We start from the raw sequence: 15357 nt of genomic DNA, 5'->3' as shown, positions 1-15357 counted from the left end.
GGGGTGGCCGGCCGGCAACCGGTCACCCCAGGCCCGGCACCGTCGACACCACCAGGTCGATGAGCTTGATGCCGACGAACGGCAGAACAAGCCCGCCGAGCCCGTACACCGCCAGGTTGCGGCGCAGCAGGTCGTGCGCCGAGGCCGGGGTGTAGCGCACCCCGCGCAGGGCCAGCGGGATCAGGGCCACGATGATCAGGGCGTTGAAGATGATCGCCGAGGTGATAGCGGACGTCGGGCTGTGCAGGCCCATGACGTTCAGCGCGCCGAGCCCCGGATAGGCCGAGGCGAACATCGCCGGGATGATCGCGAAGTACTTCGCCACGTCGTTCGTGATCGAGAACGTGGTCAACGCGCCCCGGGTGATGAGGAGTTGCTTGCCGATCTCGACGATCTCGATCAGCTTCGTCGGGTTCGAGTCGAGGTCGACCATGTTGCCGGCCTCCTTCGCGGCCGAGGTCCCGGTGTTCATCGCCACGCCCACATCGGCCTGGGCGAGCGCGGGTGCGTCGTTGGTCCCGTCGCCCGTCATCGCGACCAGCTTGCCGCCCTCCTGCTCCTTCTTGATCAGGGCGAGCTTGTCCTCGGGGGTGGCCTCGGCGAGGAAGTCGTCCACGCCGGCCTCCTGGGCGATGGCCCGGGCAGTCAGCGGGTTGTCCCCGGTGATCATGACCGTACGGATGCCCATGCGGCGCAGTTCCGAGAAGCGTTCCGCGATGCCGTCCTTGACGACGTCCTTCAGGTGGATCACCCCGAGGACGCGGGGCCCGTTCCAGTCGTGCACGCCGACGAGCAGTGGGGTGCCACCGGAGGCGGCGATGGAATCCGCGAACCGCCGTGCCTGGTCCGGGACTTGACCGCCGTACATCGCCACCCACTCGATCACCTGGGCGGCCGCGCCCTTGCGGATGTGGGACACGGCGCCGTTCTCCCAGCGCAGATCGACCCCGCTCATCCGGGTCTGCGCGCTGAACTCCACGAAGCGGGCGCCGCGCAGATCGCCCTCGGCCGGCTCGCGCAGCCCGTACCGTTCCTTGGCGAGCACCACCACCGAGCGGCCCTCGGGCGTCTCGTCCGCGAGCGAGGCCAGCTGGGCGGCGTCCGCGAGATGCGTCTCCTGGATTCCGGGCATCGGCACGAACGCCGAGGCCTCCCGGTTGCCCAGCGTGATCGTGCCCGTCTTGTCGAGCAACAGCGTGTTGATGTCGCCCGCCGCCTCGACCGCCCGCCCGGACATGGCAAGGACGTTGCGCTGCACGAGCCGGTCCATGCCGGCGATGCCGATCGCGGAGAGCAGCGCCCCGATCGTGGTCGGGATCAGCGTCACGAGCAGCGCCACCAGGACGGTGGTGGACTGCGCGGCGTTCGCGTACTCGGCCATCGGCTGAAGCGTGACCACCACCAGGACGAAGATGATGGTCAGCGCCGCGAGCAGGATGTTCAGCGCTATCTCGTTCGGCGTCTTCTGCCGGGCCGCGCCCTCCACCAGCGCGATCATCCGGTCCAGGAAGGAGTGCCCGGGCCGTGAGGTGACGCGTACGACGATGCGGTCCGAGAGGACGGTCGTGCCGCCGGTGACGCCCGAGCGGTCACCGCCCGACTCGCGGATCACGGGCGCCGACTCGCCGGTCACCGCCGACTCGTCGACCGCCGCGACGCCGTCCACCACGTCCCCGTCCGCCGGAATCAGCTCGCCCGCTTCGACGAGCACGAAGTCGAACGGCTTGAGGCCGGTGGCCGCGACGGCCTCGGTCCTGGCGTGGTCCAGATCGGTGCCCACCCGCCAGTTGTCCCGCAGCCGCAGTGCGACGGTGTCGGTACGGGCCCGGCGCAGCGACTCGGCCTGCGCCTTGCCCCGGCCCTCGGCGACGGCCTCCGCGAGGTTGGCGAAGATCACCGTGAGCCACAGCCACATGCCGATGACCCACGTGAAGACCGACGGGTGGACGAGCGCGGACAGCGTGGTCAGGGCCGCCCCGATGGCCACGACGAACAACACGGGCGTACGCACCAGATCCCGCGGATGCAGCTTGCGCAGCGCATCGGGAAACGCTGTCAGGAGCTGTACGGGTTCGAAGAGTCCGGCGGGCCGCTTCGGCCGGTGCGGCCGCGGCCCCGGCGGATTCCTGGGCGGCGGGCCACTGGGGGCCAGGACGGTCGGGGCCTGCTGGGGGGCGGCGGGAGACATGCACGACCTTCTGGAGGGTCCGGCAGCCGGACGGGGGTTCGGACACAGCCTGTGAGCGGCCGGACGCAAACCTAGGTCACCGCCGGGGCCCAACTCACCCGATTCCATGGGTATTTACGGCTCTCTGACAGCGAATGCCACCCGTGTCAACGCCGCGACAATACGGCCGAAACGGCCACCCGTGACCGACCGGCCGTCTCCGGGGGCCAGGGGCGTATGAGTCCCGTCAAGGAGTCCCTGCGGGCCGTAAGAGGGGCGTCAACGGCGGCCGAAAGCGCCCGGTGAAGAGGTTTCCTCAGGGTGTCCGTTCTTCTCCGAGCCTCTTTCAGGAGTTCACGATGGCCGACGTGGCCTTCGTCGTCACCACGATCGCGGTCTTCGCGCTGGTGGCGCTCATCGCCAAGGGGGTGGCAAAGCTGTGACTGCCGAGAACATCGTCGGCCTGATCGTGGCCGTCGCCCTCCTGGGTTACCTCGTCCTCGCCCTCGTGTACCCGGAGAGGTTCTGAGCCCCGCCATGTCTCCTGTTCTTGCTGGTGTGCTCCAGTTCCTGGCTCTGGCCGTGGCACTGGGCCTCGCATACCGTCCGCTCGGCGACTACATGGCCCGGGTCTACTCCTCCGACAAGCACCTGCGCGTCGAGAAGTGGATCTACAAGGCCATCGGCGCCAACCCGTCCACCGAGATGCGCTGGCCCGCCTATCTGCGCGGCGTCCTCGCGTTCTCCGCGGTGAGCGTCCTCTTCCTCTACCTGATGCAGCGCCTGCAGGGCTCGCTGCCCGGCTCGCTCGGGTTCGTCTCGATCCCGGCCGACCAGGCCTTCAACACGGCCGCCTCCTTCGTGGCGAACACGAACTGGCAGTCGTACTCGGGCGAGCAGGCGATGGGCCACGTCGTGCAGACCGGTGGCCTGGCGGTGCAGAACTTCGTGTCCGCCGCCGTGGGCATCGCGGTCGCCGTCGCGCTGGTGCGGGGCTTCGCCCGCTCGCGCACCGGTGAGCTGGGCAACTTCTGGTCGGACCTGGTGCGCGGCACCGTCCGCATCCTGCTGCCCATCTCGGTGATCGGCGCGGTCGTCCTGGTGGCGTGCGGTGCGATCCAGAACTTCTCCGGCATTCACGAGGTCGGCCAGTTCATGGGTGGCTCGCAGCAGTGGAACGGCGGCGCGGTCGCCTCGCAGGAGGCGATCAAGGAGCTGGGCACGAACGGCGGCGGTTACTTCAACGCCAACTCCGCCCATCCCTTCGAGAACCCCAACGGGTTCACCAACCTCTTCGAGATCTTCCTGATCCTGGTCATCCCGTTCGCGCTGACCCGCACGTTCGGCAAGATGGTCGGCTCGGTCAAGCAGGGCTACGCGATCCTCGCCACCATGGTGACGATCTGGGTCGGCTTCACCGCCCTGATGATGTGGACCGAGTTCCACCACGGCGGCCCGGCGTTCGACATCGCGGGCGGCGCCATGGAGGGCAAGGAGAACCGGTTCGGAGTCGGCGGCTCGTCGATCTTCGCGGTCGCCACCACCCTCACCTCGACCGGTGCGGTGGACGCCTTCCACTCCTCGTTCACCGGCTTCGGCGGCGGCATCACGATGCTGGGCATGCAGCTCGGCGAGATCGCTCCCGGTGGTACGGGTTCCGGTCTCTACGGCATGCTGATCATGGCGATCATCGCGGTGTTCATCGCGGGCCTGATGGTGGGGCGTACGCCCGAGTACCTGGGCAAGAAGATCGGCACCCGCGAGATCAAGTTCGCGGCCTGCTACATCCTGGTCACCCCGGCCCTCGTGCTGATCTTCACGGCCATCGCGATGGCGATGCCGTCGACGCTGACCTCGATGACGAACTCGGGCGCGCACGGCTTCTCCGAGGTCCTGTACGCGTACTCCTCGGGCGCCAACAACAACGGCTCGGCGTTCGCGGGTCTGAACGCGAACACGCCGTGGTTCAACACCAGCATCGGACTGGCCATGCTGCTCGGCCGGTTCGTCCCGATGGTGTTCGTCCTGGCCCTGGCCGGCTCGCTCGCCGAGCAGAAGCCGATTCCGGCGACCGCGGGCACCCTGCGCACCGAGAAGCCGCTGTTCACCGGCCTGCTGGTCGGCACCGTGATGATCGTCGCGGGCCTGACCTACTTCCCGGCGCTGGCGCTCGGCCCGCTCGCCGAGGGGCTGGCGTCATGACCACCGACACGAAGAAGTCTGAGGAGCCCGGCTCCATGTCCACCGCAACACCCACGCGCGCTCCCCACAGCGACCTCCCCAGCGGGCACAAGCCCGATGCCGGACGGGTCGGGGGCGGCATGTTCGACCCGAAGCAGCTGGTCAAGTCCTTCCCGGACGCGGTCAGGAAGCTCGACCCGCGCATCATGATCAAGTCTCCGGTCATGTTCGTGGTCGAGATCGGATCCGTACTCACCACGGTCCTGGCCATCAAGAGCCCGGGGGACTGGTTCGGCTGGGCGATCGCCGCGTGGCTGTGGCTGACCACGATCTTCGCCAACCTGGCGGAGGCCGTCGCCGAGGGCCGCGGCAAGGCGCAGGCCGACACCCTGCGCAAGGCCAAGACCGACACCGTCGCCCGCCGCCTGAACGGGAGTGCCGAGGAACAGGTCCCCGGCACCGAGCTGAAGATCGGCGACCTGGTCGTCTGCGAGGCGGGCGACATCATCCCCGGCGACGGTGACGTCGTCGAGGGTGTCGCATCCGTCGACGAGTCGGCCATCACGGGTGAATCGGCCCCGGTGATCCGGGAGTCGGGCGGTGACCGCTCGGCGGTCACCGGCGGCACGAAGGTGCTCTCCGACCGCGTCGTCATCAAGATCACGACGAAGCCGGGCGAGACGTTCATCGACCGGATGATCAACCTGGTCGAGGGCGCGGCGAGGCAGAAGACCCCGAACGAGATCGCCCTCAACATCCTGCTCGCCTCGCTGACGATCGTCTTCCTGCTGGCCGTGGTGACGTTGCAGCCCTTCGCGATGTACGCGAAGGCCGAGCAGTCCATGATCGTCCTTGCCGCGCTCCTGGTCTGTCTGATCCCGACCACCATCGGCGCGCTGCTCTCCGCGATCGGCATCGCGGGCATGGACCGCCTGGTCCAGCGCAACGTACTGGCCATGTCCGGCAGGGCGGTCGAGGCCGCCGGTGACGTGTCGACGCTGCTGCTCGACAAGACCGGCACCATCACCCTGGGCAACCGTCAGGCCTCCGAGTTCGTGCCGGTCAAGGGCACGACCGAGGCCGAGGTCGCCGATGCCGCCCAGCTCTCGTCCCTCTCGGACGAGACGCCCGAGGGCCGCTCGATCGTGGTCCTCGCGAAGGAGAAGTACGGCCTTCGCGAGCGTCACCAGGGCGAGCTGACCGGCGCGGAGTGGGTGGCCTTCACCGCCCAGACCCGCATGTCGGGCGTGGACGTGGACGGACGCAAGGTCCGCAAGGGTGCGGCCGGTTCGGTGGTCACATGGGTCAAGGAGCAGGGCGGCAGTGTTGCACAGGACGCCCAGGCGCTCACCGACCGGATTTCCGAGGCTGGTGGCACGCCGCTGCTTGTGGCTGTGGAAGACGCGGACGGGGCGCGTGTCCTCGGTGTCATCCACCTCAAGGACGTCGTCAAGGAGGGCATGAGGGAGCGGTTCGACGAGCTGCGCCGGATGGGCATCAAGACGGTCATGATCACGGGTGACAACCCGCTGACCGCGAAGGCGATCGCCGAAGAGGCCGGGGTGGACGACTTCCTCGCGGAGGCCACTCCCGAGGACAAGATGGCGCTCATCAAGCGCGAGCAGGCCGGCGGCAAGCTGGTCGCGATGACCGGTGACGGCACCAACGACGCCCCGGCGCTCGCCCAGGCCGATGTCGGTGTCGCGATGAACACCGGCACGTCGGCCGCGAAGGAGGCCGGCAACATGGTCGACCTCGACTCGAACCCGACCAAGCTCATCGAGATCGTCGAGATCGGCAAGCAACTCCTCATCACCCGGGGCGCGTTGACCACGTTCTCGATCGCCAACGACGTCGCGAAGTACTTCGCGATCATCCCGGCGATGTTCGCGGTCGTCTACCCGGGCCTGGACAAGCTCAACATCATGAGCCTGCACAGCCCCGAGTCGGCCATCCTGTCCGCGGTCGTCTTCAACGCGCTCATCATCATCGCCCTCGTACCGCTGGCCCTGAAGGGCGTGCAGTACAAGCCGACCAGCGCCGACAAGATGCTCCGCCGCAACCTCGGCATCTACGGCCTGGGCGGTCTGGTCGCCCCGTTCATCGGCATCAAGATCATCGACCTGCTCATCTCCCTCATCCCCGGAATCGGCTGACCCAAGATGAACAACTCTGTTGGAAACACAGCCCGGTTGCTCGGCGCGGGCCTGCGCGCCCTCCTGGTCCTGACCATCGTCTGCGGCGTGATCTACCCGCTCGTGGTGACCGGCATCGCGCAGGTGGCCTTCAGCGACAAGGCCAACGGGTCCGAGATCAAGTCCGGCGGGAAGGTCGTTGGTTCCGAGCTCATCGGGCAGACGTACAACCTCCCGAAGAAGGACCCGAACAACGCCGACGAGGCCGCGCAGCCGGACCTCAAGTGGTTCCAGCCGCGCCCCTCCAACGGGCTCGGCACGAACACCCTCAACACCCAGTACCAGCTGATCATCTCCGGTGCGACCAACCTCTCCGGCGACAACGAGAAGCTGATCAAGCAGGTCAAGGACGCCAAGGACGCCGTCGTCAAGGACAACTCGACGGCCGGCTACCAGGTGAACCCGGCCGATGTGCCCGCCGACGCGGTCACCTCCTCCGGCTCGGGCCTCGACCCGCAGATCTCCCCGGCGTACGCCAAGATCCAGGTCCACCGGGTCGCCGAGCGGAACCACCTCGACGTCAAGCAGGTCGAGAAGCTCGTCACCGACAACACCAGCGGCCGGATCCTCGGCTTCATGGGCGAGCCGGGCGTCAGCGTCCTCAAGCTGAACATCGCACTCAAGGAACTCACGCAGAAGTGAGCCACTTACGACGGCGGGCGGGAGCCCCGGCCCCGGAGGACCTCCGGGCTCCGGCTCCCGCACCGCCAGGCAGCGTCATGAAGACCGCGCACAACAGGAAGGCGGCACGCCGATGACCCGGGTGCTGGTGGTGGAGGACGAACCACAGCTCGTACGGGCTCTTGAGATCAACCTGAAGGCGCGAAAATACGACGTGGACGCGGCGGCGGACGGCGCCACCGCCCTCCAGCTCGCCGCCGTGCAGCCCCCGGACGCGGTCCTGCTCGATCTCGGACTGCCCGACATGGACGGCATCGAGGTGATGCGCCGGCTGCGGAGCTGGTGCCGGGCGCCGATCCTGGTGGTCTCCGCGCGCAACACCTCCGACGAGAAGGTCGAGGCCCTCGACTCGGGGGCGGACGACTACATCACCAAGCCGTTCAGCATGGACGAGCTCCTGGCCCGGCTGCGGGTCGCGACCCGCAGGGTCGAACCGGCCACGAAGAGCGCCGACGGGGGAGTCGTCACCACCAAGTCGTTCACCCTCGACCTCCTCGCGAAGAAGGCGAAGCGCGCCGGGAACGACGTGCGGCTCACCCCGACCGAGTGGCACCTCCTGGAAGTCCTGATCCGCAACCGTGGCCGCCTCGTCAGCCAGCGCCAGTTGCTGCAGGAGGTGTGGGGGCCCAGCTACCGTACGCAGAGCAACTATCTCAGGGTCTACATGGCCCAGTTGAGACGCAAACTCGAAGCGGACCCCTCACATCCGCGATACCTCATCACGGCACCGGGCATGGGCTACCGCTTCGAGGTCTGACCCCTTCGCGGATGTCGTAACCCCCGTGCACCTCGTACCCGGAGATCGCAACCATGGCACGCGGCAAGCTTCGGATCTACCTCGGCGCGGCGCCGGGTGTCGGCAAGACCTACGCGATGCTGTCCGAGGCGCACCGGCGCGTGGAGCGCGGCACGGACTGTGTGGTCGCGCTGGTCGAGCACCACGGCAGGCCGCGTACGGAGGTGATGCTGCACGGCATCGAACAGCTTCCCCGGCGTGAACTCGCCTACCGGGGATCGCAGTTCACCGAGATGGACGTGGACGCGGTCCTGGAGCGGCGGCCCGCCGTGGCCCTCGTGGACGAGCTGGCGCACACCAACATCCCGGGTTCGCGCAACGTCAAGCGCTGGCAGGACGTCGAGGAACTGCTCGACGCGGGCATCGATGTCGTTTCCACCGTCAACATCCAGCACCTGGAATCCCTCGGCGATGTCGTCGAGTCGATAACGGGAGTGCGCCAGCGCGAGACCGTACCCGACGAGGTGGTGCGGCGGGCCGACCAGGTCGAGCTCGTCGACATGTCACCGCAGGCGCTGCGCCGCCGCATGGCGCACGGCAACATCTACAAGCCGGACAAGGTGGATGCGGCCCGCTCCAACTTCTTCCGGCTCGGAAACCTCACCGCCCTGCGGGAGTTGGCGCTGCTGTGGGTGGCGGACCGGGTCGACGAATACCTCCAGGAATACCGCAGCGAGCACAGCGTCTCCAAGATCTGGGGCTCGCGCGAACGCATCGTCGTCGGCCTGACCGGCGGACCCGAGGGCCGTACCCTCATCCGCCGCGCCGCCCGCCTCGCAGAAAAGGGCGCGGGCGGCGAGGTACTTGCGGTGTACGTGGCGAGGGGCGACAGCCTGGCCTCCGCCTCCCCCAGGGAACTGGCGGTCCAGCGCACGCTGGTCGAGGACGTCGGAGGCACCTTCCACCACGTGGTGGGAGACGACGTCCCCTCTGCCCTGCTCGACTTCGCGCGCGGCGTCAACGCGACGCAGATCGTGCTGGGTTCGAGCCGTCGCAGCACGTGGCAGTACGTGTTCGGCCCCGGGGTGGGCGCGATCGTGGCCCGCGACTCGGGCCCCGACCTCGACGTCCACATCGTCACCCACGAGGAGGCGGCCAAGGGCCGGGGCCTGCCGGTGGCACGCGGCGCCCGACTGGGCCGGGCCCGCTCGATGTGGGGCTGGGCGGCGGCGGTGATCGGCCCCGTCCTGCTCACCCTGCTCCTGACCGGCATCGACACGGACCTGGGCCTGGCCAACGAGATGCTGCTCTACCTCTCCTTGACGGTGGCGGCGGCGCTCCTCGGCGGCCTCCTGCCGGCACTGGCGTCGGCGGCGGTCGGCTCCCTCCTCCTGAACTACTACTTCACCCCGCCGGTCCACCGTCTGACCATCAGCGACCCGCACAACATCGTGGCCATCGTCATCTTCGGCTCGGTGGCGGTGTCGGTCGCCTCCGTCGTGGACCTCGCGGCCCGCCGCACCCAGCAGGCGGCCCGGCTGCGCGCCGAGTCGGAGATCCTGTCCTTCCTGGCGGGCAGCGTGCTGCGCGGCGAGACGAGTCTGGACGCGTTGTTGGAGCGGGTCCGGGAGACGTTCGCGATGGAATCGGTGGCGCTCCTTGAGCGTACGAGCGAGGTCGCTCCCTGGACGTGCTCGGCAAGCGTGGGCCCCCGGCCGGTGGAGCGCCCCGAGGACGCGGACGTGGACATGCCGGTGGGCGACCACATGGCGCTGGCCCTGTCGGGCCGCGTACTGCCCGCGGAGGACCGCCGGGTCCTGGGCGCGTTCGCGGCGCAGGCGGCAGTGGTCCTTGACCGTCGCCGCCTGAAGGAAGAGGCCGACCAGGCAAGGCTGTACGCGGAGGGCGACCGCATCCGTACGGCACTGCTCGCCGCGGTGAGCCACGACCTGCGCACCCCCTTGGCCTCGATCAAGGCATCCGTCACATCGCTCCGCTCGGACGACGTGGAGTGGTCCGAGGCGGACGAGGCCGAGCTGCTCGAAGGGATCGAGGAGGGTGCCGACCGCCTCGACCACCTCGTGGGCAACCTGCTCGACATGTCCCGCCTCCAGACCGGCACGGTCACCCCGCTAATGCGTGAGACGGACCTCGACGAGGTCGTGCCGATGGCCCTGGGCGGCGTCCCCGAGGACAGTGTCGTACTGGACATCCCCGAGGACCTCCCGATGGTCAGCGCGGACCCGGGCCTCCTGGAGCGGGCGATGGCCAACATCGTGGAGAACGCGGTGAAATACAGCCCCGAGGGTGAGCGCGTCCTCGTCTCGGCGAGCACGATCGCCGACCGGGTCGAGGTCCGCGTGGTGGACCGGGGCCCCGGCGTCCCCGATGCCGCGAAGGACCGCATCTTCGCCCCGTTCCAACGCTACGGGGACGCCCCGCGGGGCGCGGGGGTGGGCCTGGGCCTGGCGGTGGCCCGTGGCTTCGCCGAGGCGATAGGAGGCACGCTGGCGGCGGAGGACACCCCGGGCGGGGGCATGACGATGGTGCTCACGCTGCGGCCGGCGCTGGGGTGTGTGCCGACTCAGGTGGGGTCGGGGGCGGAGGACATGTGAGGGGCACCCGACGCGAGGCCGGGGTCAGCGGCCTCCTCCTTGTGTACGGTCAGCCGCCTTCCGGAAGACGAGCAGATAGCGCCAGAAGAGGAGCCTGCGTATGCGGCATCCGGGCAGCAGCGCCGCGGCCTCCCGGCGGATCTGGGGCAAGGGCATGGTCGGCTGGGCCACGGGTGCCTGCGTCTGCTTGTGATGAGCCGCGGCAGAGCCGAGCTTGTCCCGCACGAAGACGGTCAGCCTGACAACGGCGTTGACCGGAACGGCCGCCAGGCTCCAGACCCAGTCGAGCGGGGTCCGCTCCGGATAGCAGCCGAGGATCACGAGGACACCTCCCGGCGCGAGCGCGTCCCGCAAGGCGGCGACAGTGCCGAACGGCATGTGGTGCACGCTGGCGAGGCAGGAGATGAAGTCGTAGTGCGCCCGGGGGAGTTGGACTCCGGTGACATCCGCACGCCGGAAGCGCGGGCCGCGGACACCTGGTGTCGGCCCGGTGGCCGTCCTGCGCGCCTCCGTGATGGCTTCCGCGATGACCTCCTCCGACGGATCGATCGCATCGACCTTGATACCGAGCCCGGCGAGCCGCCGCGCGAACCGCCCGGTCCCACAGCCGACGTCCAATGCCGTACGGCAGTAGGGCGGCACCTGGCGCAACAGCAGACGGTGATAGTGGTCGTTGTGATCGAAGGACATGGCTCGACCTTGCCACAGCGGGTGGGCCGGGCCCGCTCCCGGAAGACCCCCTCCCACAACCCACTGCTTCGCCCCTGCCCTGCACATGAGTTCAGCCGCAGCGGCCGGATCATGCAGGGTGGGCGCCAGCAGGCGCAGGTAATGGGCCTGTGATTCCAGCGATTTATCCATCATGCGAAGGTTGTTGGCGGATACGGTCACCGCATTGCGATGTCCCAGACCGGCCGCGAAGACCAGCTGCGACTACGACGCCGAGTATTCGGTTCCTTGGAAGGCGGTCGTCACGTTGGTGAACAGGCCGTGCCCGCCGAGGTGGTAGTGCACCTGGATCTTCTGCTGTCCGCGGATGTAGGTCAGCGTACGCAGGAGGTTCATCGACAACAGGGGCCTGTCGAAGCCGAGTTCATCCGTCAGGAACGCGAGTGTGGTGCGGGCTGCCGGTTCGAACTGATCAAAGACATGGCCTTTGCGTCGCATGTTCCGCCCCCGCGGTATTCGCTTGTTGTCGTGAGGGCCGGGGCCGCCCCCACGCCCTCCTGGCGCCGCACAACACTCTCGCCGGTAGGCCCGGTATGCGAACGACCTCACCTGCCTCAGCCGCTGAGGTTCGTCGTGGATTGCGCAGCCGCATGTCATCACCGGGCCACACCGCGAACAGGCAGGACTTGCCGGCGACCGCCCGCTCGTACGCGGCGTGGCCGTTCCCGTGCGTGACCGTGCCGTCCTCATGGACTTCGATGTAGCACGTCGTACGTGCGGTGCAGGGAAGATCCTCCCCCGTCGCTGCGGCACTTCTCGGTTCCCATGGGTCCTCCCCTAGTGCGCGTGTACCCCCCCGGACTCAGTCAACAGCATCTGCGTGCACTGCCGCTCTCATGGCTGCCGCTACAGCCAATCCCGCCGCTTGAACACGAAATACAGACTCACGCACACCACAGCCATCAGCAGAATGGCAAACGGATACCCGAAGCCCCAGCTGAGTTCGGGCATCTCGTGGAAGTTCATTCCGTAGATCGTTCCCACCAGCGTGGGAGCAAACAGAATCGCCGCCCAGGACGAGATCTTCTTGATCTCCTCGTTCTGCTCGAACCCCGCCTCCGCCAACGCTCGCATTTCCGCGTTCTGTTGTTGCGTCACCAGCGTCGCGTTCACCGTGAGGATGTCGGTAAGGGCCTGGCGGAAGCCGTCCACTCGTTCGCTGATGTGGGTTACGTGGTCGGCGACGTCGCGGTGGTAGCGCTGGAGTTCCTCGTCCGTGCCGTACTTCGCGAAGCCCGCCATCAGGGCGTGCAGCATGCCGACCAGGGGGCGGGTCGCTCGCTGGAACTCGACCATTTCGCGGGAGAGTTCGTAGATGCGGCGGGAGACTTCCGGGTCGCCGCGGAAGACTTCTGTCTCGATCTCGTCGATGTCGTTCTGTACGCCCGCCACGACCGGGGCGTACCCGTCCACCACCGCGTCGAGGATGGCGTACAGGACCGCTTCCGGGCCGAGGGCCAGGAGTTCGGGGTTCGCCTCCATCCGGCGGCGGACCGCCGAGAGATCGGGGGCCGCGCCGTGGCGGACCGTGATCACGAAGTCCCGGCCCACGAAGACATGGAGTTCGCCGAAGTCCACCTCCTCGGGGGCGTCCAGGTAGCGGGCCGCGCGCAGCACCACGAACAGGGTCTCGCCGTAGCGCTCCAGCTTCGGGCGCTGGTGGGCCTCCAGTGCGTCCTCCACGGCCAGCTCGTGCAGGTCGAACTCGGCAGCCAGGGAAAGGAGTTCGGCCTCCGACGGGCGTTGCAGGCCGATCCATGCCATGCCCTCGGGGGTCTCCCGCAACTGGCGGAACGTCTCGGCGAGGGAGCCCGGCGAGGCGATGTGCCGGCCGTCGCGGTACAGGGCCGACTGCACGATGCTGCCGCTCGTTCCGTTCCCTGCCGGTACGGGCACGGCCTTCCCGTGACCGGTCGCGGGGGGTACCGGCTCGGCGGGGACCGGGGCGCCGGCGGGGGCCTGCCTGCGCCACGAGTGCTTCTTCGGCGTCCGCGCGGGGCGGTCCCGTCGCTCGGGCACGATCTCACCTCCCGCTCTGCAACCGGCCCGGCGGGCGGTCGAAACGTTCGCCTCTACGCCCTCGGAATGCCTCTGACACCTCTGACGAATACCTCTTGTGAATGCCTCTGCGCAGGATATACGGCTCAAATGGCACCGGCCCGGTGGCTCGGCAGCCCGGTTGTCCGGAGGTCCGAAACGCAGTGGTCCGGTGGCCCGGAGAGAGCCGTCCCCTTCGCGATGCGCCCTTCAATGCGGACAGAATCTGATGCGCCATGCAATGCGGACAGAATCTGTCCTCTTGCTGAGTAGCCTGCTCCCCATGGCTCCCAAGACCGGCACCAGCGCGCACCACCACCCCGTCCTCTCGCGCCGCGCCCTCAACCGCGCCACCCTGGACCGCCAGCTCCTGCTGCGCCGCAGCGAGGCGTTCTCGGCCAAGGACGCCGTCGCTCACCTCCTCGGGCTCCAGGCGCAGAACGTGAAGCCGCCGTACTTCGCCCTCTGGTCGCGGCTCGCCGGGTTCCGGCCGCAGGCGCTCTCGGAGCTGATGGAGGCGCGCGAGGTGGTGCGGATCGTCACCCTGCGGTCCACCATCCACACGCACACCGCGGACGATGCGCTCACGCTGCGCCCGCTCGTGCAGGCTGCCCGGGACCGGGAGCTGAACGCGTTCCGCAAGGGGCTCGTCGGGGTCGACCTGGAGCGGCTCGGCGGGATCGTCCGCACGCTGGTCGAGGAGCGGCCGCACAGCATGAAGGAGCTGCGTGAGGAGCTTCTGAAGGTGTGGCCGGACGCGGAGCCCCTGGCGCTGTCCCTCGCAGCCCGCTGTGTGGTCCCGCTCGTCCAGGTCACCCCGCGCGGGGTGTGGGGCCGCAGCGGGCCGGTCGCGCTGACCGGCGTCGAGCACTGGCTCGGCCGTTCGCCCGGGCCCGTGCCCGCCCCCGACGAGACCGTGCTGCGCTACCTCGGCGCCTTTGGGCCCGCCTCGGTCAAGGACATGCAGACCTGGTCGGGGCTCACCCGGCTCGGCGCCGCCTTCGAGCGGCTGCGGCCCGGGCTCGCGGTGTTCCGGGACGAGAACGGCGTCGAACTCTTCGATCTCCCGGACGCCGTCCGGCCGGACGGGGACACCCCGGCGCCGCCGCGCTTCCTGCCCGAGTTCGACAACCTGCTGCTCTCGCACGCCGACCGCAGTCGGGTCGTTCCGCCCGAGTACAAGGGGCGCAGCTGGACCGGCAACCAGGCCCACTGCACCCTGCTCGTCGACGGCTTCCTCGCCGGGATCTGGCGGATCGAGGAGCGCAAGGGCAGCCCCACGCTCCTCACGGTTCAGCTGTTCGGCACGCTCGGCAGGGCCCAGCGTGCCGCCGTGGCCGAGGAGGGCGCGCGGCTGCTCGCCTGCATGACCTCGGCCACTTCGTACGACGTACGGTTCGGGGAATTCGTGAACCGGAACTGAAGGCAGCTCCGGAACTGAAGAGGGCTCCGGAGCGGATGAGAGCTCCGGAGCGGAAGAGGGCTCCGGTACTGGAAAGAACTAGCGGCTCAGCGCGTGGTCCCGGCGCGCGCACCCGGACGCGCTCTGGCCGTGCCGCCTGCGCGGGGCGGGCGGGGCGAGCAGCGGGTCGACCGTCACCCGTGTCACTCCGAGCGGCGCCGACAGCGCCCGCAGGGCGGGTTCGGCGAGGCGGATCCAGGTCTGGTCGCCGCCCAGCACGGCGTTCAGCCGGTCCGGGCTGGTGAATCCGACGGCAGTGCGCGCGCCGAACTCGTCGCGCAGGAAGCGCAGTTGATGTCCTCCGGCAGAGCCGAGCCGAACCGGCACGTACAGCGGCCCTGCCGGGCGGCGTTCTTCGGGGTCGGCGTCCTCGATGGCGAGGGTGTCCATGGTGTCCTCCGGTGTGGAAGTCGGATGCCGTACGCGTCATGCGCCCGTACGCCTGAAGTTATGCCCCCGGCACCGGCCCGGTGTCCCGCCATGACGCGGCATTGACCCCGACGCCCCGGATTTTGACGCGCTCCTGGCGCAGGTCGGCGCGGGCGGGCCCGCCG

The 15357-nt window shown here is 68.9% G+C and carries 13 protein-coding genes; 8 read left to right on the top strand and 5 right to left on the bottom strand.

Going from position 1 to position 15357, the window contains the following annotated elements; all coding sequences use genetic code 11:
- Nucleotides 1-22: 22 nt before the first annotated feature.
- On the bottom strand, nt 23-2188 hold the full coding sequence (gene kdpB, locus IE206_RS22445; protein ID WP_189964765.1) for a potassium-transporting ATPase subunit KdpB: 2166 nt from the start codon (nt 2186-2188) through the stop codon (nt 23-25).
- Between the two features lie 281 nt (nt 2189-2469).
- On the opposite strand from kdpB (IE206_RS22445), the gene IE206_RS22440 reads away from it, so the two are divergent.
- The 7 genes from IE206_RS22440 to IE206_RS22410 all read left to right on the top strand — a co-directional run bounded on the left by IE206_RS22440 (nt 2470) and on the right by IE206_RS22410 (nt 10575).
- On the top strand, nt 2470-2610 hold the full coding sequence (locus IE206_RS22440; RefSeq protein WP_189964763.1) for a hypothetical protein: 141 nt from the start codon (nt 2470-2472) through the stop codon (nt 2608-2610).
- The gene (gene kdpF, locus IE206_RS22435; protein ID WP_063801986.1) at nt 2607-2696 is read left to right on the top strand and encodes a K(+)-transporting ATPase subunit F; all 90 of its coding nucleotides are present in this window, start codon (nt 2607-2609) and stop codon (nt 2694-2696) included. The genes IE206_RS22440 and kdpF overlap by 4 nt, the downstream gene beginning before the upstream one ends.
- Nucleotides 2697-2704: 8 nt before the next feature.
- The gene (gene kdpA / locus IE206_RS22430; RefSeq protein WP_189964761.1) at nt 2705-4369 is read left to right on the top strand and encodes a potassium-transporting ATPase subunit KdpA; all 1665 of its coding nucleotides are present in this window, start codon (nt 2705-2707) and stop codon (nt 4367-4369) included.
- A complete protein-coding gene (gene kdpB, locus IE206_RS22425; RefSeq protein ID WP_189964759.1) occupies nt 4366-6504 on the top strand; it encodes a potassium-transporting ATPase subunit KdpB in 2139 nt (712 codons plus the stop codon). The genes kdpA and kdpB (IE206_RS22425) overlap by 4 nt, the downstream gene beginning before the upstream one ends.
- A 6-nt stretch (nt 6505-6510) precedes the next feature.
- Complete coding sequence (locus IE206_RS22420; RefSeq protein ID WP_189964757.1) at nt 6511-7185, top strand: potassium-transporting ATPase subunit C; 675 nt, start codon at nt 6511-6513, stop codon at nt 7183-7185.
- Nucleotides 7186-7297: 112 nt separating this feature from the next.
- Nucleotides 7298-7981 (top strand): response regulator, encoded by a 684-nt coding sequence (locus IE206_RS22415; protein ID WP_189964755.1) that lies wholly within the window; start codon nt 7298-7300, stop codon nt 7979-7981.
- A gap of 53 nt (nt 7982-8034) precedes the next feature.
- Entirely contained in the window at nt 8035-10575 is a 2541-nt protein-coding gene (locus IE206_RS22410) for a DUF4118 domain-containing protein (protein ID WP_189964753.1), read from the top strand.
- A 24-nt stretch (nt 10576-10599) separates the two neighbouring features.
- On the opposite strand, the gene IE206_RS22405 is transcribed toward IE206_RS22410, so the two are convergent.
- The 3 genes from IE206_RS22405 to IE206_RS22395 form a co-directional block, all read right to left on the bottom strand.
- Nucleotides 10600-11265, bottom strand: coding sequence for a class I SAM-dependent methyltransferase (locus IE206_RS22405; RefSeq protein WP_189964751.1), 666 nt, complete (start codon nt 11263-11265; stop codon nt 10600-10602).
- A gap of 243 nt (nt 11266-11508) precedes the next feature.
- On the bottom strand, nt 11509-11742 hold the full coding sequence (locus IE206_RS22400; RefSeq protein WP_189964749.1) for a hypothetical protein: 234 nt from the start codon (nt 11740-11742) through the stop codon (nt 11509-11511).
- A gap of 408 nt (nt 11743-12150) precedes the next feature.
- Nucleotides 12151-13323, bottom strand: coding sequence for a magnesium and cobalt transport protein CorA (locus IE206_RS22395; protein ID WP_189964747.1), 1173 nt, complete (start codon nt 13321-13323; stop codon nt 12151-12153).
- A 301-nt stretch (nt 13324-13624) separates the two neighbouring features.
- Here IE206_RS22395 and IE206_RS22390 point away from each other — a divergent pair, with 301 nt between their 5' ends.
- Nucleotides 13625-14764, top strand: coding sequence for a winged helix DNA-binding domain-containing protein (locus IE206_RS22390; RefSeq protein WP_189964745.1), 1140 nt, complete (start codon nt 13625-13627; stop codon nt 14762-14764).
- Nucleotides 14765-14842: 78 nt separating this feature from the next.
- On the opposite strand, the gene IE206_RS22385 is transcribed toward IE206_RS22390, so the two are convergent.
- On the bottom strand, nt 14843-15193 hold the full coding sequence (locus IE206_RS22385) for an SAV_915 family protein (RefSeq protein WP_189964743.1): 351 nt from the start codon (nt 15191-15193) through the stop codon (nt 14843-14845).
- Nucleotides 15194-15357: the final 164 nt, after the last annotated feature.

The sequence above is a fragment of the Streptomyces violascens genome (assembly GCF_014649955.1).
Lineage (GTDB): Bacteria > Actinomycetota > Actinomycetes > Streptomycetales > Streptomycetaceae > Streptomyces > Streptomyces violascens.
This window is presented reverse-complemented; position numbering and strand designations above follow the sequence as displayed.

Coding starts and splice junctions, on each gene's coding strand:
- kdpB (WP_189964765.1), bottom strand. CDS start 2,188: ATGTCTCCCGCCGCCCCCCAGCAGGCCCCGACCGTCCTGGCCCCCAGT.
- kdpA (WP_189964761.1), top strand. CDS start 2,705: ATGTCTCCTGTTCTTGCTGGTGTGCTCCAGTTCCTGGCTCTGGCCGTG.
- kdpB (WP_189964759.1), top strand. CDS start 4,366: ATGACCACCGACACGAAGAAGTCTGAGGAGCCCGGCTCCATGTCCACC.
- IE206_RS22420 (WP_189964757.1), top strand. CDS start 6,511: ATGAACAACTCTGTTGGAAACACAGCCCGGTTGCTCGGCGCGGGCCTG.
- IE206_RS22415 (WP_189964755.1), top strand. CDS start 7,298: ATGACCCGGGTGCTGGTGGTGGAGGACGAACCACAGCTCGTACGGGCT.
- IE206_RS22410 (WP_189964753.1), top strand. CDS start 8,035: ATGGCACGCGGCAAGCTTCGGATCTACCTCGGCGCGGCGCCGGGTGTC.
- IE206_RS22405 (WP_189964751.1), bottom strand. CDS start 11,265: ATGTCCTTCGATCACAACGACCACTATCACCGTCTGCTGTTGCGCCAG.
- IE206_RS22400 (WP_189964749.1), bottom strand. CDS start 11,742: ATGCGACGCAAAGGCCATGTCTTTGATCAGTTCGAACCGGCAGCCCGC.
- IE206_RS22390 (WP_189964745.1), top strand. CDS start 13,625: ATGGCTCCCAAGACCGGCACCAGCGCGCACCACCACCCCGTCCTCTCG.
- IE206_RS22385 (WP_189964743.1), bottom strand. CDS start 15,193: ATGGACACCCTCGCCATCGAGGACGCCGACCCCGAAGAACGCCGCCCG.